The following is an 18,545-nucleotide window of genomic DNA, read 5'->3' on the forward strand; positions in this document are numbered from 1 at the left end:
CGGCCGCGCCGCGATACAGCCTGTAGCGCGTGCCCCCCCCCAGCGGTGGCGGCCTTCGATCTCCAGCAGGGGAGGGGACAAGCGAACCTCCCCTGACGGGGGGACTCCGCAGGTGTTGAGACCGCGATAATCCTACGCAGCATGCGATGATTGCTGGTCGTCGCCGGGGCCGCTCAGACGGCTGCTTTCCGGGACGCCGGGCGTACGGATCCAGACCGTGCCGCCCTCGTTCTTGGCCTGATACATCAGTCGGTCGGCAACGCCGACAAGCGCTTTGTCGACCCTGGTTTCGCGCAAGTTCAACACCAGCGCGCCGATGCTGCAGCCCAGCGCGTACGGGGTTGGCATGCAGTTCATCTGCAAATGCAAGGTTTGGGCGCGCCGGTAGCCTTCGGCTTCGCTGTCGACTGGCAGAAACAGAAGAAACTCGTCGCCCCCGATCCGGGCGAACACGTCGCCCGGTCGAATCAATGCACGAACTCCGTTTGCGAAGGCCTGCAAAGCTTCGTCCCCCGCGGCATGGCCGTCCCGATCGTTGATCTGCTTGAAGCCGTCGAGATCGACATAGGCGAGGATGCCCCATGCGCGATGCCGCGCAACCGCACCGGCGTTGTCGTAGAAAGCCTGCTCGTTGACGAGACCCGTCAAAGGGTCGCTGCGCGCGCGATGCCATTCGCGATCGTATGAGCGGCGTGTGCCGGCCATCAGGATGATGATCATCGCCACCGCCAGAATCCGCATGGCCATGTTCCATGCGATCGCCGTGTGACCGAGCGGATACGCCTCGAGCCCGTTCGCGGCGAGCGATACCGCCACACACGCGGCGCTGGTCAGCGTGGCCTCACGCCACCCCAGCGTCCAAGCGGGCAAGCAGAGGATCAGCAGATAGATCGGGCCGAACCATAGCGAGGTCCCGCTCGCGTAGTCGGCGAGTCCGGCGATGACGACCGCTGCGACGGTCATGGTGCGCGCCTGCGCGCGGGAGAGTCGGGTCGTCCAAGCAATGAGCACGTCCAGCCGGTCATGCCAGCGCGGTGGGGTCGGCATTGCTTGAAGAGACGATGGCCTATTCATTAAGGGTCCGTAACGAGCAGAAGGTTAATATTGTGTTACCAGGGCTTCGGTAGGTCGCATCGCGGTGAGGGACTGCATCGACGCAGCTTCGGTGCGCCGCTACCTCGCCCATTGCGCACAGTTTAGCCCGCGACACGACGGGGCTGGTTTTGCGCCGCGGAGTCGGTAAGCACGCGGGCAATGCGACCCGTGAACATCCTCCACCTGCATTCCACCTTCTCGCTCGGCGGGAAGGAGGCGCGTGCGGTGCGGCTGATGAACGCGTTCGGCGCGCATGCGCGGCATACGATCGTGTCGAGCATGGACGGACAGTATGGCGCGCAGGCGGCGATTGCGCCGGGCATCGATTACGAGATCGCGCAGAACCCGCCGCCGCTGACGGGTGGCCCGTCGGTCCAGCGCTACGAGGCGATCGCGGCGTATATGCGGCGATTCGACTTGGTGCTGACGTATAATTGGGGCGCGATCGACGGGGTGATGGCGAAGCGCGTGTCGTCCAAGGGGATGCCTCCGGTGGTGCATCACGAGGACGGCTTTAACGCCGACGAAGCCGACGGGCTGAAACCGCAACGCAATCTGTATCGCCGGTTTGCGCTGACCAAGGCCGAGGCACTGGTGGTGCCGTCGCAAACGCTCGAGGCGATCGCGCTCAAGACGTGGAAGCAGCCGCGCGACCGAGTGCACCGGATCGCCAACGGGATCGACACTGCGCTTTACGCCAAGAAGCCCGATCCGAAGGCGATCCCTGGTTTCAAGCGCAAGCCCGGTGAAGTTGTCATTGGCACGCTCGCCGGCTTGAGGGAGGTCAAGGACCTGCCGATGCTGGTGCGCGCGGTCGGCGGTCTGTCGGGGCGCGTGCGCTTGGTAATCGTCGGCGAGGGGCCCGAGCGCCAGACAATCCTCGACACGGCCGAGCGGATGGGAATGGAGAACCAGCTCGTCCTGCCCGGCTTCCTGCCCGAGCCGCATCGCTACATCGGCCTGTTCGACATCATGGCGCTGTCGTCGAAGAGCGAGCAATTCCCGATCGCGGTGATCGAGGGAATGGCGGCGGGCCTGCCGATCGTCGCGACGCCGGTCGGCGACATCCTCGCGATGGTATCCCCCGACAATCATAGTTTTATCGATCGGCGGACGCACGAAGTGGCTTTGCGCGATTCATTGCAGACCTTATGTGATGCCACGCCTGAGCAGCGGGGCTATCTGGGGCAGAAGAACCGCGCGAAGGCGGTCGCGGAATTCGACGAGGCGACGATGATTGCGCGCTATCGCGCATTGTATTCCACCGTCCTCGGCCAGCCAGGCCGCTTGGGGTAATTCACGGTTTGCCGCGCGTGGCATCCAACGCCTATATCGCACGTATGTTAATCCGGGAGCCGGTCACTTGTTCAAAGGTTTGAAGCCCATCGTTTATGGAGGCCGCGAGGTCTGGCCGCTCGTCGAGGGCGGGAAGGGCGTCGCCGCGACCAACCATGCAAGCGCGGGCGCCTGGGCCGCGGCGGGGGGGATCGGGACGGTCTCGGCGGTCAACGCCGACAGCTACGATCCCGACGGCAAGATCATTCCGCAGGTCTACACCAAGCTGACCCGGCGCGAACGCCACGAGGAACTGATCGAATTCGCGATCGAGGGCGCGGTCCAGCAGGTGCAGCGCGCGCATGACATCGCGGGCGGCCAGGGTGCGATCAACATCAACGTCCTGTGGGAAATGGGCGGTGCGCAACGCATCCTGAACGGCGTGCTGGAGCGCACACGCGGGCTCGTCGCGGGTGTTACCTGCGGCGCGGGGATGCCCTACAAGCTTAGTGAAATCGCCTCGTCTTACGAGGTCAGCTATTTGCCGATCGTCAGCTCGGGCCGTGCCTTCCGCGCGCTGTGGAAGCGCGCCTATTCCAAGGCGGCGGACTATCTGTCGGCGGTGGTCTATGAGGATCCGTGGCTTGCGGGCGGGCATAACGGCCTGTCCAATGCGGAAGACCCGCTGGTCCCGCAGGATCCCTATCCACGCGTCAAGGCGCTGCGCGACACGATGCGCGAAGGCGGGATTTCGGATGACGTCCCGATCGTGATGGCGGGCGGCGTCTGGTATCTGCGCGACTGGTCCGACTGGATCGACAATCCCGAGCTCGGCTCGATCGCGTTCCAGTTCGGCACGCGACCGCTGCTGACGCAGGAAAGCCCGATCCCGGAGGATTGGAAGGCACGGCTTACCAACATTCAGGAAGGCGAGGTGCTGCTGCATCGCTTCTCCCCGACCGGTTTCTATTCGAGCGCGGTGCTCAACCCGTTCCTGCGGCATTTGCAGGCGCGTTCCGAGCGCCAGATCGCCTTCTCGACGCAAAGCGCGGGCGATCACACGTTCCAGCTCGACGTCGGCGTGAAGGGCAAGAACTTCTGGGTGACGCGCAACGACCTGCTCCGCGCGCGCGAGTGGTTCGGGGCGGGCTATACGGATGCGCTCAAGACGCCGGACAACACGCTGGTGTTCGTGACGCCGGAGGACAAGGGCGTGATCCGCAAGGACCAGGCGGATTGCATGGGCTGCCTCAGCCAGTGCTCCTTCTCGTCCTGGTCGGATACCGAGACCAACTCGACCGGACGCCTTGCCGATCCGCGCAGCTTCTGCATCCAGAAGACGCTGCAGGACATCGCGCATGGCGGCGACGTCGAGCAGAATCTGATGTTCGCCGGGCATGGCGCGTATCAGTTCAAGCGCGATCCGTTCTATTCCAACGGGTTCGTGCCGACCGTGAAGCAACTGGTCGACCGTATCCTGACGGGCGACTGATCTCCCGCTCCAGCAACATTTCGTAACTGATTGGTTGGCGATTTTTTCACCTCCCGCGCGCTAGGGCCGGGAGGTGAGTGTACCCGTGTTCCTGACCGTCGATACCGAGCTGATGTGGCGGCATCATGCTGCGCGTCTTTCCGTCGATGAGCTGTTCGCCCGCTCGTTCGAGCCCGCCGGGGTCGGTATTGCGCACATGCTGGCCACCTTGGCGCGGACCGGGTTGAAGGCGTGTTTCTTTGTCGATCCGATGCCGGCGCTGGTCTTTGGCCTCGACCCGATCCGTCGTGTGGTCGAAGCGATCCTGCAGGCGGGGCAGGAGGTGCAATTGCACTTGCACCCCAATTGGTCGGGCGCCGCGGCGGACGATGGCGGCGCGAGCTACAGCCGGTTCCAGATGGTGGAATATTCGCACGACGACCAGAGCGACCTTATCGCAGGGGGAATTGACCTGCTGGTGGCTGCGGGTGCGCCGCGCCCGGTCGCGTTTCGTGCGGGGTCGTACAGCGCGAACGACGATACGCTGCGCGCGCTGGTGCGCAACGGAATCGCCTATGACAGCAGCCACAACGGCAGCGAACATCCGTGGCCGAGCCAGATCGACTTGCCGGTTCGCCAGATCGCGCCGGTCGAGCGCTTGGGGATCGTCGAGGTTCCGGTCACGTTGATTGAAGAACGTCCGGGGCACTTGCGCAATTTCCAGGTCTGCGCGCTGTCGCTCGGTGAGATGCGCGCCGCGCTCGATCATGCGGTTGCGCGGGAGCATGCCGCGGTGACGATCGTGACACACGGGTTCGAACTCGCCAACCGGACGGGCACGCGCCCCAATGCCGTCCATGTCCGCCGGTTCGAGGCGTTGTGTGCGCTGCTCGCGGCGAGGGCGGACGCGATGCCGACGCAGCATTTTGCGGATCTCCCGGCGCTGCGAACCGGCCACGCCGATACGCCCTTGTCACCCGATCCGCTGCGGACGCGCTGGCGCCAGGCGGAGCAATTGTGGTCGAACCTGGTAGCGGAACGCGCGGCATAGGGTTGCGCGACCCCGGCGTAGACCGGGAGAACTACCGAGACGACTACGGCCACGCAGCATCCCACCCCTTATCGTTCCCACACCGCCACGGGCGCGCTACACGCGCTTATGCATTTGCGCACCCAAGCCCTGATCCTCGGCGTCCGCCATCACGGTGAGCATGGCGCGATCGTGCGGGCGCTCACCCCCGACGACGGTCTGCAGGCGGGCTATGTGCGCGGGGGGCGATCGAGCCGAATTCGCCCGATCCTGCAACCCGCCAACCGGGTCGCGGGTGAATGGCGCGCGCGGACCGACGATCAACTCGCGAGCCTGACGGTCGAACTCGTCACCAGCCGCGCGCCGCTGTACGCCGAACCGTTGCCGGCGCTCGCGCTCGATTGGGTAACGGCATTGACGGCGGCGGCACTTCCCGAGGCGCTGCCATACTCACGGTTGTACTTGGCGCTGGATGCCGTGATCGAGGCGATCGCGCTGGCACCCGCCGCGCGCGGCTGGGTCCTGTCGATCGCGCGGTACGAGCAATTGCTGCTGGCGGAACTTGGCTATGGGCTCGACGCGGAGGCCTTGCCCGCCGCGCTGACGGACCCTGCCGCTAACGACTGGCACGCCGTGTTCGCGGCCCTTTCCGTACTGGGGGAGGCACTCGGGGCGCAAATTCTGGTCGATCGGCGGGCCGTAACTCTCGAATCGCGGGCTCGTTTGACAGATCGGCTCAAAAGGGCGGTTGCGTGATGCGCCAAGGGTCGGCATGGCCGCGCCTTCAAATCACGGAGCGGTACGGACCATGGCACTGATCGCAATCCTCGCTGGAGACGGCATTGGCCCCGAAGTGACGCACGAGGCGCGCCGCGTGCTCGAGGCGCTCGGGCTCGACCTTACGTTCGAGCCTGGCCTTGTCGGCGGTGCGGCCTATCGCAAGACCAGTCATCCGCTCCCGCCCGAGACGCTCGCGCTGGCGCACCGCGCCGATGCGATCCTGTTCGGTGCGGTCGGCGACCCCGACATGGACGGGCTCGAACGCTCGGTGCGTCCGGAGCAGGCGATCCTGGGCTTGCGCAAGGAACTCGGCCTGTTCGCCAACCTGCGCCCCGCGACGATGATGCCGGGCCTGGAAGATGCGTCCGCGCTCCGCCCCGAAATCGCGCGCGCGATCGACATGGTCATCGTCCGCGAGCTGACCGGCGACGTCTATTTCGGTGAGAAGAGCCGTGGCTTCTCGCATACCGGCCTGCGCGAGGCGCATGACATGATGCGGTATGACGAGGTCGAGATCGCGCGGATCGTGCGGGTCGGGTTCGAGATGGCGGCACGGCGCAACCGCATGCTGACCTCGGTCGACAAGGCGAACGTGCTCGAGACGTCGCAGCTGTGGCGCGAGATCGTCAACGAGATCGCGCGCGACTATGCCGAGGTCAAGCTCAGCCACATGTATGTCGACAACGCCGCGATGCAGCTGGTCCGCAACCCGGGCGCGTTCGACGTGATCGTGACGAGCAACCTGTTCGGCGACATCCTGTCCGACCAGGCGAGCATGTGCGTCGGGTCGATCGGGATGCTGCCGTCCGCGTCGCTCAACGATTGGCAGGGCAGTTGCGGGCTGTACGAGCCGATCCACGGGTCTGCACCCGATATTGCGGGGCAGGGCAAGGCCAATCCCTGCGCGGCGATCCTGTCGGCGGCGTTGTTGCTGCGGCACTCGCTGTCGGACGAGGCTTCTGCGGTTCGGGTCGAGCAGGCGGTGCGCGCCGCGATTGCCGATGGGGCGCGGACGGTCGATCTGGGGGGCAAGCTGACCACGGCGCAGATGGGCGATGCGGTGCTTGCGGCGCTGAAGTAACTTTCTTCTTCTTTAAGCCCCTCCCCTTCAGGGGAGGGGTGGGGGTGGGGCAGTGTCTCGCAGAGAGATTCGTTCTGCTGGACTTCCCCACCCCAACCCCTCCCGTGAAGGGGAGGGGCTAAGGACGTTAGCCGAACACGGTTTTCAAATTCATGAACTCGTGCAGCCCGTACGGCCCGAGTTCCCGGCCGTGTCCAGACCGCTTGATCCCGCCGAACGGCGCTTCCGGCGACGACGACAGCATCGCGTTCACCGCGATCATCCCGGCTTCGATGTCGCGCTCGAACCGCGCGCGTTCGTCGGCATCGTTGGTCCAGACCGACGACCCGAGCCCGAACGGCACCGCATTGGCGAGCGCAATCGCCGAATCGATGTTGTCCGCGCGGAACAGCATCGCGATCGGCCCGAACAGTTCTTCCTCGGCAACGGCATGATCCAGTGGGACGTCGACGATGATTCCCGCCGACATGAACGCGCCCTTGCCGGGCAGCGTCTCCCCGCCGAACAGCAGCTTTGCCCCCGCCTGTTCGAACAGCTTGAGTTGCCCGAGAACTGTCTCGCGCTGTTCCTCGCTTGATAGCGGCCCCATCGTGCTGTCCGCGTCGAATGGGTCGCCTGCCACGACCGCCTTCATCGCGGCCGAGAACTTTTCGAGGAACGCGTCGTAAATCTCCGTATGAACGATCATGCGCTTTGCGCAGATGCAGGATTGTCCGGTGTTCTGGACCCGCGCGGTGACGGCTTGCTTGACCGCTTCGTCAAGATCGGCGGACGGCATCACGATGAACGGGTCCGACCCGCCGAGCTCGAGCACGACCTTCTTGAGCGCGCGACCGGCGGCTTCGGCGACTTTCATGCCCGCGCCTTCGCTGCCGGTGAGCGTCACCGCGACGATCCGGTCGTCCGCGATCAGCGCGGCGACCTTATCCGACTTGATCGCGAGGTTCTGGAACAGCCCGGCTGGCCCGCCCGCCGCGACCACCATTTCCTCAAGCGCGGCGCCGCAGCCCTGGACGTTCGAGGCATGTTTGAGCAGTCCGACGTTGCCCGCCAGAATCGTCGGCGCCATGAAGCGGACGACCTGCCAGTACGGGAAATTCCACGGCATCACCGCCAGAACCGGCCCCATCGGGTGCCACGTCGCGGTCGCGCCGGCGAAGGCGCGGGGTTCGAGCATCGCGGGCCCCTGCTGCGCGTAATGCCGGAACGCGGCGGCGCATTTTTCGACTTCGGCGATCGCCGATTTGAGCGTCTTGCCCATTTCACGCGTCGCGATCTCCGCCAGTCGGTGGCTGTTGGCATCGAATTGCTCCGCAATCCGCTCCAGCAGCGCGGCCCGCTCGGCGAGCGGGGTCAGCCGCCATTCGCGGTAAGTAGCGTGCGCGCGGGCGACCTTGCTTTCGATCTCGTCCCTGGTCAGTTCGGCAAAGCTCTCGCCAGGTGCGCCGGTTGCGGGGTTGATGCTGGTGAACATGGCGGGAAGGCTCCGGAATTTTACAGTGGATGCGGGAATATGCAGGGACAAACGCAAAGTCTTGCCGAGGTATCCTTGACCCCCGTCGCTTGCCTGCCGCATAGGTTGGAAATGGATATACCGATCGAAGAGCTGACGTTCGAAGCGGCGCTGAAGGAACTGGAGGGGATCGTGTCGAGACTGGAAAGTGGGGACGCGCCGCTGGATCAGGCGATCGCGCTGTACGAGCGTGGCGACAAGTTGCGCCGACGCTGCGACGATCGTCTGAACGCGGCACAGGCGCGGATCGAGGCGATCCGCACCGACAGCGAGGGGCGGGCCATCGGCACGCAGCCCTTTGCGGCAGCTTGACCCCGTGAACATGGCGCCATTGTCGCTCGCCGAGGCGCTGACCGAGGTCGGCGTGGATATCGACCGTCGGCTCGATTCGCTGATCGCCGTGCCTGACGACGCACGTGCGCCGCTGTACCGCGCGATGCGCCACGCCGCGATCGGCGGCGGCAAGCGGCTTCGCCCGTTGCTGGTGATGGCGACCGCGCGGTTGTTCGCGGTCGACCGCGATTGCGTCGGGCGCGCCGGGATGGCGATCGAATGCGTCCACGTCTATTCGCTGATCCACGACGATCTGCCCGCGATGGACAATGACGACATGCGGCGCGGCAAGCCGACCGTGCACAAGGCGTTCGACGAAGCGACCGCGATCCTGGCGGGCGATTGCCTGCATGCGCTGGCGTTCGAGATCCTGTCCGACCCTGCAACCCATGCCGATCCGTTCGTACGGAGCGAACTGGTGCTCGATCTGGCGCGTGCCGCTGGGCCCGCCGGAATGGCGGGCGGACAGGCGATGGACCTGGAAGCGGAGAAGACCACCTTCGACCTGCCGACGGTGACACGGTTGCAGGCGATGAAGACCGGCGCGCTGATCGCCTGTTCGGTCGAGGCGGGCGCGATCCTCGGCAAGCTGCCGCCGGAAGGGCGCACCGGCCTGCGTGGCTACGCCCGAGACCTTGGTCTCGCGTTCCAGATCGCCGACGACATCCTCGACGTCGAGGGGGACGAAGCGGCGGTCGGCAAGAAGCTCCACAAGGATGCCGGCGCGGGCAAGGAGACCTTCCTGTCGCTGCTCGGTCTGCCGCGCGCGCGCGAACAGGCGCGGATGCTGGTCGATCAGGCGATCGATCATCTCAAGCATTACGGTCCTGAAGCAGACCTGCTCCGCGAGATCGCCCGGTTCACGCTCGAAAGAGATCGGTGACGATCCGCACGGGGGTCTATCCCGGCACCTTCGATCCGGTCACGCTGGGGCACATGGACATCATCCGGCGCGGCGCCAAGCTGGTCGACCGGCTGGTGATCGGCGTGACGACCAACCCGTCCAAGTCCCCGATGTTCACGATCGAGGAGCGGATGGCGATGGTCCAGCGTGAGGTCGAGGGCGTCGCGGGCGAAATCCATGTCGTCAGCTTCGATTCGCTGCTGATGGACTTCGCCGAGCGGGAAGGCGCGAAGATCATCGTTCGCGGTCTGCGCGCAGTCGCCGATTTCGAATATGAATATCAGATGGCGGGGATGAACCAGCAGATCAATCCGCGGGTCGAGACCGTCTTCCTGATGGCGGACGTCTCGCTGCAGCCGATCGCGAGCCGACTGGTCAAGGAAATCGCGCTGTACGGCGGCCCGATCGATCGGTTCGTGACCGCCACGGTCGCCGCGGAGGTCGCTGAGCGAGTCGATCGCATCGGCCGCAAGGGCGAGGCGCATCGGCAGCGGCCCTGATTTCAGCCACGGCCCTATTCTGGTCGCTTTCGCACGGCATCTGCCGCAAACACGCTGGCGGTGACGTTCACGTTGGCGCAAGCGACGAGTTGGTCTAAGCGACCATTCACCGAGATTTTCGCGGGGACCTGATGCGTTTCGTAGCCACCCTTCTTGCTTTCATTCTGGCGCTGGTTTCCGGCCCTGCTTTTGCCGACAAGAAGAAGGAGAAGATCGAGGTCAAGGACGCCAAGGTCGTCACCGACAACCGGCCTCCGGTTCCGTCCGTCACCGACCCGGCCAACCTCTGGTATCTCGATCTTTCGACCGGTGGCCGCGTGGTGATCTGGTTGCGCCCGGATGCTGCGCCCAAAATGGTCGAGCGCGTCAAGCTGCTGACAAGCCAGCATTTCTATGACGGCCTGCTGTTCCACCGCGTGATCGAAGGGTTCATGGCGCAGACCGGTGACCCCAAGGGTGATGGCACCGGCGGCTCGACGTTGCCGAACGTTCCTGCGGAATTCAACTGGCTGCCGCACGTGCGCGGCGCGGTGTCGGCGGCGCGTGAGGGCGCTCCGGAAGGCGCGACCGTCGAAGCGGTCACCAAGGCCGAGAACAGCGCGAACAGCCAGTTCTTCATCGTCTTCAATCCCACGATGAAGCTCGATAAGAAATACACCGTGTTCGGTCGTGTCATCTCCGGCATGGAATATGTCGACACGATCGCGCGTGGCGAGCCGCCGACGGCACCGTCGCGGATCCTGCATGCGTATCTGGGTACGGACAACCCGCCGGCGTACGTTCCTGCGCCGCCGGCGCCCGTCGCGCTCCCGGCGCCGGCCGGCGTCATCAAGCTGGCGCCGAAGGCAAAGCCAGCGACGACTGCCGTACCGCGCAAGAAGGCGGCGTAATCCACCGGCCGTTTCGGCACGGGAGAGGTCCGTCATGAAAGTCGATCTGTTCGATTTCGCGTTGCCGCCGGAGCGCATCGCGCTCCGTCCGGTTGCGCCGCGCGATTCCGCCCGGATGCTGGTGCTCGACGCAGGCGTGACGCGCGACCGGTCGGTCGGTGATCTGCCCGGCGAATTGCGCGCGGGCGATCTGCTCGTGTTCAACGATACGCGCGTCATCCCGGCGCAACTGGAAGGGCGACGCGGCGATTCGAAGATCGGCGCGACGCTCCATAAGCGCGAGGGGCCGCGACGGTGGCGCGCTTTCGTCCGCAATGCGCGGCGGCTGAAGCAGGATGACGCGATCGACTTTGGTGCAGGCGTGATCGCACGTGCGTGCGACCGGGGTGAGGACGGCAGTTTCGCGCTCGAGTTCGAAGGCGACGAACCCGTCGAACTGCTGCTCGAACGCGCAGGCCGGATGCCGTTGCCGCCGTACATCGCGGCACGCCGCCCGGCGGATGCGCAGGACGCGGACGATTACCAGACGATGTTCGCGGCGGAAAAGGGCGCGGTGGCAGCGCCAACCGCGGCCCTGCACTTCACGCCCGAGCTACTGGCACGGCTCGCCGATGCCGGGGTGGAGTATGCCACGCTGACGCTCCACGTCGGCGCGGGGACGTTCCTTCCGGTCAAGGCGGACGACACCACCGAGCACAAAATGCATGCGGAATGGGGCCGGATCGATGCGGCGACCGCGGACCGGTTGAACGCCGTGCGCTCCAAGGGCGGGCGGGTGATCGCGGTGGGTACGACCAGCCTGCGTCTGATTGAAAGCGCGACCGATGAAGCGGGCGTCATTTGCCCGTACGAGGGGGATACCGCGATCTTCATTACCCCGGGGTATCGGTTCCGTGGGATCGATGGCCTGATGACCAACTTTCATCTGCCGCGGTCGACGCTGTTCATGCTCGTGTCCGCGCTGATGGGCACCGACCGGATGCAGCAGGCGTACGACCATGCGATCCGCGACGGCTATCGTTTCTACAGCTATGGCGATGCGAGCCTGTTGCTTCCATCGAGAGGGTAAAGATGCGCGCTGTTCTGGCCGGAGTGCTCGCGTTGGTTTCGGTTGCTGGCGACGCGTCGGCGCAGACGCCGCCGGCCGTGGTTGCGACCCCGCCCGCGCCCGCGCAGCCGACCGCGACGATCGTTGCGGAGCCCGCGGCGGTGTTTATCGCCGCGTGCGACCAGGATGCGGACGGGCGCACCACGCGCGCCGAGCTGACCGCATGCGTGACCCGCAGTTTCGCGCGGATCGACACCGGCAACAGCGGGTCGCTCGGCTATATCGGGTACGCCGATTGGGCGCTGCTGTGGCTCGGCGATCGCAACGCGCTGCCGAGCCCGTTCGGGGTCGATGCCAATCAGGACAATCGCATCACGCCGGATGAACTGCAGGCGGAGTTCACGCGACTGTTCAACCGCTACGACCGCGACCGGGACGGCGTGGTGACGCGCGCCGAAGTGCTGTCGATCCGCAGCGGCCTCCTCCCGGTCGATAGCGGCAAGCGCAAACGCCGCTGAGGGCGGGTGTCACATAGCGCGTGACTTGGCGCGCGCCGCGTTGCTATTTGCAACTGATGTCTATCGCGCCCGCTGTCCGCCTGCCGACGCAGGATTTCGCACCCACCACGCACAAGGGATTGATCTATCCGTTCGGCGGGCAGGAGCCCGCACTGGGGGAGACTATGTCCGTCCGGCCGGGGATCCAGTGGGTCCGGTTGCACATCCCGGGACCGTTGCGGCACGTCAATTGCTGGTTGCTTGACGATACCGACGCCCGTGGCGACGGCGTTGCGCTGATCGACACGGGCATGAACACGGACTCCGCCCGCGATGCTTGGAAGACGCTGTGGCGCGGCCCGTTGGCCGGTGTTCGGGTGACGCGCATGATCGGGACGCATTTCCATCCCGATCACATCGGTCTGGCCGGTTGGATGTGTGATCGGCATGCAGCACCGTTGGTGATGACGCGCGGCGAATGGCTGACCGCGCGCATGCTGGTCGCGGATGCGCGCGATGCGGTGCCGTCCGAGATGATCGCGTTCTGGCGTGGGGCAGGGTGGGACGATGCGCAGATCGCGCATGCCGAGGCACGCGGCTGGGCGGGCTTCAGGAAGATCGTCACGCCGCTGCCGCTCGGGTACAGCAGGATCGTGCACGGCGACACGCTGACGATCGGGGATGTGGCATGGCAGGTCATCGTCGGCTCCGGGCACAGTCCGGAACATGCGTGCCTGTATGATCCAGTCGGCGCGGTGCTGATCGCGGGGGATCAGGTGTTGCCGCGGATCAGCCCGAACATATCGCTCGGCGTGACCGAGCCGGAAGCGGACCCGCTGGGCGAATGGTTCGCGTCGATCGCCCGGTTGAAGCAGGTGCCCGACGACGTGCTTGTCCTGCCGGGGCATGGCGACCCGTTCACCGGGCTTCATCGCCGCCTCGATGCGATGGATCGCGAACATCGCGAGCGGCTGGACGAACTTGCGGTCTTTCTCGCCGAACCGCGTCGGTCCGTGGATTGCTTCGGCCGCCTGTTCCGCCGCGCGATTGGCCCGGACATGCTCGGCATGGCGACCGGGGAAGCGCTCGCGCATCTGCGACGACTCGAAGTCGAAGGCCGTGCGGTGCGCGAAACCATCGACGGCGTCTGGTGGTATCGCGCGCTCTGACCGGCTAGCCTGCGTCAAGCGCCCAGAGGCGAATCAGCAGGAGAGTGCCATGTGCGACGAGCATACCGCAGCCGATAACGACGCGTTCGTCGGCACAGGGTCGATTTCGCGCCGCCAGTTCGGCGCAATGAGCGGTGCGGCCGGCCTGGCGATGCTGCTTCCGGCACCGGCCAATGCCGCAGCGATCAAGGGGCGTGACGTCGCGGTAAAGACCCCGGACGGCACCGCGGACGCCTATTTCGTTGCGCCAGCGACGGGGAAGCATCCGGCCGTCCTGATCTGGCCCGACATCATGGGGCTGCGCCCCGCCTTCCGGCAGATGGCGGATCGACTGGCGCAATCGGGTTATGCCGTCCTCGTCGTCAATCAGTTCTACCGGTCGACCAAATCGCCGTTCCTGGCACCTGGAGAATCCTTCGACCAGCCCGAGGTTCGGGCGAAGATCATGCCGTTTACCAAGGCGCTGAGCCCGGCTGGAACGGTGAAGGACGCGGTGGCGTTCACCACCTTCCTCGACGCGCAGCCGCAGGTCGACCGCAAGCGCGGGATGGCATCGACCGGGTATTGCATGGGCGGGCCAATGGTGATGCGGACGGCGGCAGCCGTGCCGGGCCGAATCAAGGCGGGGGCGACCTTCCACGGTGGTGGGCTGGTCGGCACCGACGCCGACGCACCGGACAAGCTGATCCCGCAAATGAAAGCGGCGTACCTCATCGCGATCGCGGAGAATGACGATCAGCGGGCGCCGACCGACAAGGATACGCTCAAGGCGGCCTTCGCTGCCGCCAAGCTTCCGGCGGAAATCGAGGTGTACACCGGGACGAAGCATGGTTGGTGCCCGCCTGACAGCCGGGTCTATGATGCGAAGCAGGCGGACCGGGCGTGGGAGCGGATGCTTGCGCTGTTTGGGCGGACGCTCTGAGGGGAATTGACCTGATCGACGGGCGCGTTCTACTCTTGTTCCAGGTTGATTCGGGGGCGCAACGACGATGCTGAAATTTTACACCAATCCGATGTCGCGTGGGCGAATGGCGCGATGGATGCTCGAGGAAGTCGGCGTACCGTATGAGACGGTCGTGCTAGACTATGCTTCGACGATGAAAGAGGAACCGTATCTCGGGATCAACCCGATGGGGAAGGTCCCGGCAATCGTTCACGACGGGCATATCGTGACCGAATGTGCCGCAATCTGTGCATATCTGGCGGACGCCTTCCCCGAAGCCGGGCTGGCGCCATCGCCTGCCGATCGCGCGGATTATTACCGGTGGCTGTTCTTCGCGGCAGGGCCGGTCGAACAGGCGGTGACCAACAAGGCGTTGGGTGTGACGCCTGACGCACAGCAGCAGCGCATGGCGGGATACGGAACGTTCGACCTGACGATCGAGACCTTGACCAAGGCGCTGACGGTGAACCCGTATTTTGCCGGACAATCGTTCAGCGCCGTCGACGTATACGCCGGTTCGCAAATCCTTTGGGGAATGCAGTTCGGATCGATCCCCAAGAACGCCGTGTTCGAGGATTACGCCAGTCGAGTCACCAGCCGTTCCGCATATGGTCGGGGGGCGCAGATTGACGATGCGCTCATCGCGGCGTCGGCCGCGGCGGGGTGAGCGGACGCCGAGGTCAAGCCGCCGGATTGCGCTCGCGATAAGCGGCGCGGCGGTCGGGGAGCGCTTTCATGACATCGGCGCGCCACCCGGGGGTCGCGGCGGACCAGGCCGCGATCTCGTCCAGCGTCCGTCCGCATCCCGTACAAACGGCATCGGCCGGATCGATCCGGCACGACGATATGCATGGGCTCGCGATTGGCGACTCGGTAGCAAGAAGCGCCGCCGCCACGTTCCGTCCGATCAGTAGGTCAACCGTGCGAGAAGGAAGTTCGGAACCGGGCCGTTCCAGTCGCTGTCGGCAAACGAAGGCTCGTCTGGCTCAGTCGGCTGAACCGGCTGCGCAACCGGTACTGCGCGATCCTGCGAACGACCACGACGCGGCTCGCGTTCGCGTCGGGCGCGTTCGGGCACGGGCGCACGCTCGGCTTCAGGATCCTCGACCGGTACTGGCGGAGCGGCGTCCACGACCGGTGTGGCTTCGTCCACGGCGTCCTGCGTGCTGGCGGTTGCCGGAGTCGTCTCGGACTTAGCCTTGGAACGGCTGCGGCGCTTCTTCGGCGCGGGTGTCTCGCTGTCGTCGGCAACGGGCGCTTCTTCCGGAACAGCGGCCGCCTCGGTCGGCGCGTAGCGTTCGATCTTGAGGCCCGTCAGCTTCTCGATGTTCTGGATGTTTTCGGCATCGTCCGGCGTGGCGAAGGTGAAGGCGACACCGGTAGCGCCTGCGCGTCCGGTGCGCCCGATCCGGTGGACGTAGTCGTCCGGATGCCACGGCGCGTCGAAATTGAAGACGTGGCTGACGCCCTTGATGTCGATCCCGCGTGCGGCGACGTCGGATGCGACCAACATGTTGACCTCACCCTTCTTGAACCGGTCAAGCTCGGCAATCCGTTGCGACTGTTCCATGTCGCCGTGAATCTCGCTCGACGCGAAGCCGGCGCGCTGAAGCGCTTTGTTGAGCTCGCGTACGGTCGTCTTCCGGTTCGAGAAGATGATCCCGGTCTTGACCTCTTCGGAGCGAAGCAGCTTCATCAGCATGTCGCGCTTTTTTGCTGCGGTGACGTTGACCAGCCACTGCTTGATGTTGACGTTGGCCGTCGCGGGACGGGCAACCTCGATCGTCTTTGGATTGGCGAGAAACTTGTCCGCCAGCTTCTTGATCGGCGGCGGCATCGTCGCCGAGAAGAGCAACGTCTGCCGCGTCTTGGGCAGCTTGGTGCAGATCTCTTCGATGTCGGGGATGAACCCCATGTCGAGCATCCGGTCCGCCTCGTCGATCACCAGCATCGAACAGCCCGTCAGCAGGATCTTGCCGCGCCCGAACAAGTCCATCAACCGTCCCGGCGTCGCGATCAGGACGTCGACGCCCTTTTCGAGCGCAGCAGTTTGATCGCCCATCGATACGCCGCCAATCAGCAACGCCATCGATAGCTTGTGATACTTTCCGTACTTCTCGAAATTTTCCGCGACCTGCGCGGCGAGCTCGCGCGTCGGTTCGAGAATGAGCGTTCGCGGCATCCGCGCACGGCTACGACCTTCGCCGAGGATGTCGATCATCGGCAGGACGAAAGCGGCAGTCTTGCCGGTCCCGGTCTGCGCAACGGCCACGAGGTCTTTCCCCATCAGGATCGACGGGATCGCGCTCGCCTGGATCGGAGTCGGCTCCGTATAGCCGGACTCATTGACGGCGCGCTGGAGTTCGTCGGAGAGGCCGAGATCGGCAAATGTCATGCGGTGTCCGGAATGATCGTCCGGGCGAAAGCGCCCGTAAACGGTGTCAAGCGCTTGCGGATTGGGCGGCAATTGTCAAGATAAACGGCAACTTTCGCGCTAGCGTCTCGCTTCGAGACGCTTGAATCGATCGATTTTGCAGATGCTGCCCGATCGAGCGCGAATGGAGTCGCGGTCAGCGCAAACCAGCCCGTCGCTGGTCTGCTTCAGATACAGGCCCGAATAGAAATCCAGCGCGGGACAATGATCGTCGAGTTCTGCTCGCAAACGGCTGCCATCCGCCACAATAAGGTCGACGCTGTCGGCCCCTGTGATCACGGCGCCTTCTAGCAGATCAGCGGAGACACAGCGGGGGCCGCGCTTCTCATTCCATCGCAAGGACCGGTTTGGCATCGCTTCCGGCATGGGATGCCCGCCAAGCACCCGTGGGATTCTTATGATGATCCTCTGCCGGATCGACACCTGTGCGATCTCGACGCCATCGAACGCAAAAGGGTCCGCCGGCGCCGACGGCGCAAGGGCAAGCATGAGGATGAAAGGTAGGACGACGTTGGCCATGGGTAACGTTGGGTTACCCTATGGGTTTGAACCGTTGCTGAACTGATCGTCATTCACGATGGATCGCACCCTTGCAAAATCGCTCTGGACAGCGATCAAAGGACGATCGCGACTCCCACGATTACTGCCCACATCAGCAGCGAAATCAAGCTTGCGATGATGAAGCCAGTGGTCGCCGACAGTGGTCGTCCGCCGGAACTTGTCGTCAACCGCCCGTGATCCGTCCACTCGATACGCATCATAATCGCTCCTACGCGAAGCCCTCTACTTGGGGTCCACCCCTCACTGGTGAATAAGGTTAACGGGCGATGCAAGCGTTGGTTCACGGTCATTGCCGCGCGACGGACCAGGATCGTTGCTGCGTCGCAACATTGATCGCAGCGGTATGGGCTGGCGTAAGGAATGAGGACGGTTCCCGCAGAAGCAGCGACAGTGTCGCACAACCACCGCGATTTAGGCCGCGTTGGTGAGGTGCGGCCGAACACTTGACCCTTCAAGTCGCTTGCGAAGGTAATCCGGCGCTGTCCCGCCGGCGAAAGCCGCTACTTGGTGATCTGCGCGCGTGCGGTCATTCGGAAAGCCCGAAATTCCGACGCGGCTCCTGCACGGCGCATGCGATACTCCCCTTTTTCCGTGCTTTTTAAGGGTGAAACCCTGTTTCACCGATAGAGGGCTGTCGCGCTTGGCCGCGAACCGGCGCAAGCCTTTCGGCGCACGGTCGTTCTCGTGGGTAGTCCGTTTTGCGCAACCGTTTGCAGGGTGCAACGCGGCGGCATTCCCTCGCTGCGACCCGAACGCTCGGGGCGATTTCGGAAGGGGTAACGTTGGGCCCGGTTGGCAGTGCGTCTATTACTGATCCGAAGGCCAGCCGTTCGACGCGGCTTTGTACCCTATTTTCTCCTTCGCAACCGCGGCACGGAAGCATGAAAATAAATTCTCCCTTGGCGTGGGACTAAGGGGCGAAATGCAGCTCGTAGCTGCGCCGTTCTGGCTCACTGTCGTGCAAGGGCATGCCGACGGCGTGATTCGCGGCCATCCGCGGATGCTTGCCGCAACTCGAAAA

Annotated in this window: 20 protein-coding genes; 14 read left to right on the forward strand and 6 right to left on the reverse strand. The window is 64.8% G+C overall.

The window, feature by feature from the left end:
• Positions 1-132: 132 nt before the first annotated feature.
• Entirely contained in the window at positions 133-816 is a 684-nt protein-coding gene (locus tag ABIC16_RS07705) for a GGDEF domain-containing protein (protein ID WP_354290643.1), read from the reverse strand.
• Between the two features lie 438 nt (positions 817-1,254).
• On the opposite strand from ABIC16_RS07705, the gene ABIC16_RS07710 reads away from it, so the two are divergent.
• The 5 genes from ABIC16_RS07710 (at position 1,255) to leuB (ending at position 6,732) form a co-directional block, all read left to right on the forward strand.
• Positions 1,255-2,391, forward strand: a complete 1,137-nt coding sequence (locus tag ABIC16_RS07710; protein WP_354290644.1) for a glycosyltransferase — start codon at positions 1,255-1,257, stop codon at positions 2,389-2,391.
• 67 nt (positions 2,392-2,458) lie between these two features.
• Entirely contained in the window at positions 2,459-3,862 is a 1,404-nt protein-coding gene (locus ABIC16_RS07715; RefSeq protein WP_354290645.1) for an NAD(P)H-dependent flavin oxidoreductase, read from the forward strand.
• A 73-nt stretch (positions 3,863-3,935) separates the two neighbouring features.
• Positions 3,936-4,892, forward strand: coding sequence for a polysaccharide deacetylase family protein (locus ABIC16_RS07720; RefSeq protein WP_354290646.1), 957 nt, complete (start codon positions 3,936-3,938; stop codon positions 4,890-4,892).
• A 108-nt stretch (positions 4,893-5,000) separates the two neighbouring features.
• A complete protein-coding gene (gene recO, locus ABIC16_RS07725; RefSeq protein ID WP_354290647.1) occupies positions 5,001-5,627 on the forward strand; it encodes a DNA repair protein RecO in 627 nt (208 codons plus the stop codon).
• A gap of 52 nt (positions 5,628-5,679) precedes the next feature.
• Entirely contained in the window at positions 5,680-6,732 is a 1,053-nt protein-coding gene (gene leuB, locus ABIC16_RS07730; RefSeq protein ID WP_277969626.1) for a 3-isopropylmalate dehydrogenase, read from the forward strand.
• 127 nt (positions 6,733-6,859) lie between these two features.
• Here the strand turns inward: leuB and ABIC16_RS07735 are convergent, their stop codons facing one another.
• Positions 6,860-8,206 carry an NAD-dependent succinate-semialdehyde dehydrogenase gene (locus ABIC16_RS07735; RefSeq protein WP_354290648.1) on the reverse strand — a complete coding sequence of 449 codons (1,347 nt, stop codon included), beginning with the start codon at positions 8,204-8,206 and terminating at the stop codon, positions 6,860-6,862.
• Between the two features lie 111 nt (positions 8,207-8,317).
• On the opposite strand from ABIC16_RS07735, the gene ABIC16_RS07740 reads away from it, so the two are divergent.
• The 9 genes from ABIC16_RS07740 (at position 8,318) to ABIC16_RS07780 (ending at position 15,196) form a co-directional block, all read left to right on the forward strand.
• On the forward strand, positions 8,318-8,557 hold the full coding sequence (locus ABIC16_RS07740) for an exodeoxyribonuclease VII small subunit (protein ID WP_277969624.1): 240 nt from the start codon (positions 8,318-8,320) through the stop codon (positions 8,555-8,557).
• Between the two features lie 10 nt (positions 8,558-8,567).
• Entirely contained in the window at positions 8,568-9,461 is an 894-nt protein-coding gene (locus tag ABIC16_RS07745; RefSeq protein ID WP_431358388.1) for a polyprenyl synthetase family protein, read from the forward strand.
• A gap of 2 nt (positions 9,462-9,463) precedes the next feature.
• Positions 9,464-9,982 (forward strand): pantetheine-phosphate adenylyltransferase, encoded by a 519-nt coding sequence (gene coaD / locus ABIC16_RS07750; RefSeq protein WP_277969683.1) that lies wholly within the window; start codon positions 9,464-9,466, stop codon positions 9,980-9,982.
• Positions 9,983-10,113: 131 nt separating this feature from the next.
• Entirely contained in the window at positions 10,114-10,872 is a 759-nt protein-coding gene (locus tag ABIC16_RS07755) for a peptidylprolyl isomerase (protein WP_354290649.1), read from the forward strand.
• Between the two features lie 34 nt (positions 10,873-10,906).
• Positions 10,907-11,941 (forward strand): tRNA preQ1(34) S-adenosylmethionine ribosyltransferase-isomerase QueA, encoded by a 1,035-nt coding sequence (gene queA, locus ABIC16_RS07760; protein ID WP_354290650.1) that lies wholly within the window; start codon positions 10,907-10,909, stop codon positions 11,939-11,941.
• A gap of 2 nt (positions 11,942-11,943) precedes the next feature.
• Complete coding sequence (locus tag ABIC16_RS07765; protein ID WP_354290651.1) at positions 11,944-12,438, forward strand: EF-hand domain-containing protein; 495 nt, start codon at positions 11,944-11,946, stop codon at positions 12,436-12,438.
• 56 nt (positions 12,439-12,494) lie between these two features.
• Positions 12,495-13,586, forward strand: a complete 1,092-nt coding sequence (locus ABIC16_RS07770; RefSeq protein WP_354290652.1) for an MBL fold metallo-hydrolase — start codon at positions 12,495-12,497, stop codon at positions 13,584-13,586.
• A gap of 49 nt (positions 13,587-13,635) precedes the next feature.
• The gene (locus tag ABIC16_RS07775) at positions 13,636-14,508 is read left to right on the forward strand and encodes a dienelactone hydrolase family protein (RefSeq protein WP_354290653.1); all 873 of its coding nucleotides are present in this window, start codon (positions 13,636-13,638) and stop codon (positions 14,506-14,508) included.
• Between the two features lie 67 nt (positions 14,509-14,575).
• Positions 14,576-15,196 carry a glutathione S-transferase family protein gene (locus ABIC16_RS07780; protein ID WP_354290654.1) on the forward strand — a complete coding sequence of 207 codons (621 nt, stop codon included), beginning with the start codon at positions 14,576-14,578 and terminating at the stop codon, positions 15,194-15,196.
• 13 nt (positions 15,197-15,209) lie between these two features.
• Here ABIC16_RS07780 and ABIC16_RS07785 read toward each other — a convergent pair whose 3' ends face one another.
• From ABIC16_RS07785 to ABIC16_RS07800, 4 genes are all read right to left on the reverse strand, one after another.
• Entirely contained in the window at positions 15,210-15,425 is a 216-nt protein-coding gene (locus ABIC16_RS07785) for a DUF1289 domain-containing protein (RefSeq protein WP_354290655.1), read from the reverse strand.
• An 11-nt stretch (positions 15,426-15,436) separates the two neighbouring features.
• Positions 15,437-16,924 carry a DEAD/DEAH box helicase gene (locus tag ABIC16_RS07790; RefSeq protein ID WP_354290656.1) on the reverse strand — a complete coding sequence of 496 codons (1,488 nt, stop codon included), beginning with the start codon at positions 16,922-16,924 and terminating at the stop codon, positions 15,437-15,439.
• Positions 16,925-17,023: 99 nt separating this feature from the next.
• Positions 17,024-17,482 carry a hypothetical protein gene (locus ABIC16_RS07795; protein WP_354290657.1) on the reverse strand — a complete coding sequence of 153 codons (459 nt, stop codon included), beginning with the start codon at positions 17,480-17,482 and terminating at the stop codon, positions 17,024-17,026.
• 95 nt (positions 17,483-17,577) lie between these two features.
• The gene (locus ABIC16_RS07800) at positions 17,578-17,724 is read right to left on the reverse strand and encodes a hypothetical protein (protein WP_354290658.1); all 147 of its coding nucleotides are present in this window, start codon (positions 17,722-17,724) and stop codon (positions 17,578-17,580) included.
• Positions 17,725-18,545: the final 821 nt, after the last annotated feature.

Source organism: Sphingomonas sp. PvP055 (assembly GCF_040546365.1).
Lineage (GTDB): Bacteria > Pseudomonadota > Alphaproteobacteria > Sphingomonadales > Sphingomonadaceae > Sphingomonas > Sphingomonas echinoides_A.

Coding starts and splice junctions, on each gene's coding strand:
- ABIC16_RS07755 (WP_354290649.1), top strand. CDS start 10,114: ATGCGTTTCGTAGCCACCCTTCTTGCTTTCATTCTGGCGCTGGTTTCC.
- ABIC16_RS07795 (WP_354290657.1), bottom strand. CDS start 17,482: ATGGCCAACGTCGTCCTACCTTTCATCCTCATGCTTGCCCTTGCGCCG.
- ABIC16_RS07765 (WP_354290651.1), top strand. CDS start 11,944: ATGCGCGCTGTTCTGGCCGGAGTGCTCGCGTTGGTTTCGGTTGCTGGC.
- ABIC16_RS07780 (WP_354290654.1), top strand. CDS start 14,576: ATGCTGAAATTTTACACCAATCCGATGTCGCGTGGGCGAATGGCGCGA.
- queA (WP_354290650.1), top strand. CDS start 10,907: ATGAAAGTCGATCTGTTCGATTTCGCGTTGCCGCCGGAGCGCATCGCG.
- ABIC16_RS07775 (WP_354290653.1), top strand. CDS start 13,636: ATGTGCGACGAGCATACCGCAGCCGATAACGACGCGTTCGTCGGCACA.
- ABIC16_RS07735 (WP_354290648.1), bottom strand. CDS start 8,206: ATGTTCACCAGCATCAACCCCGCAACCGGCGCACCTGGCGAGAGCTTT.
- ABIC16_RS07770 (WP_354290652.1), top strand. CDS start 12,495: ATGTCTATCGCGCCCGCTGTCCGCCTGCCGACGCAGGATTTCGCACCC.
- ABIC16_RS07790 (WP_354290656.1), bottom strand. CDS start 16,924: ATGACATTTGCCGATCTCGGCCTCTCCGACGAACTCCAGCGCGCCGTC.
- ABIC16_RS07740 (WP_277969624.1), top strand. CDS start 8,318: ATGGATATACCGATCGAAGAGCTGACGTTCGAAGCGGCGCTGAAGGAA.
- ABIC16_RS07800 (WP_354290658.1), bottom strand. CDS start 17,724: ATGATGCGTATCGAGTGGACGGATCACGGGCGGTTGACGACAAGTTCC.
- recO (WP_354290647.1), top strand. CDS start 5,001: ATGCATTTGCGCACCCAAGCCCTGATCCTCGGCGTCCGCCATCACGGT.
- ABIC16_RS07745 (WP_431358388.1), top strand. CDS start 8,568: ATGGCGCCATTGTCGCTCGCCGAGGCGCTGACCGAGGTCGGCGTGGAT.
- ABIC16_RS07710 (WP_354290644.1), top strand. CDS start 1,255: ATGCGACCCGTGAACATCCTCCACCTGCATTCCACCTTCTCGCTCGGC.
- leuB (WP_277969626.1), top strand. CDS start 5,680: ATGGCACTGATCGCAATCCTCGCTGGAGACGGCATTGGCCCCGAAGTG.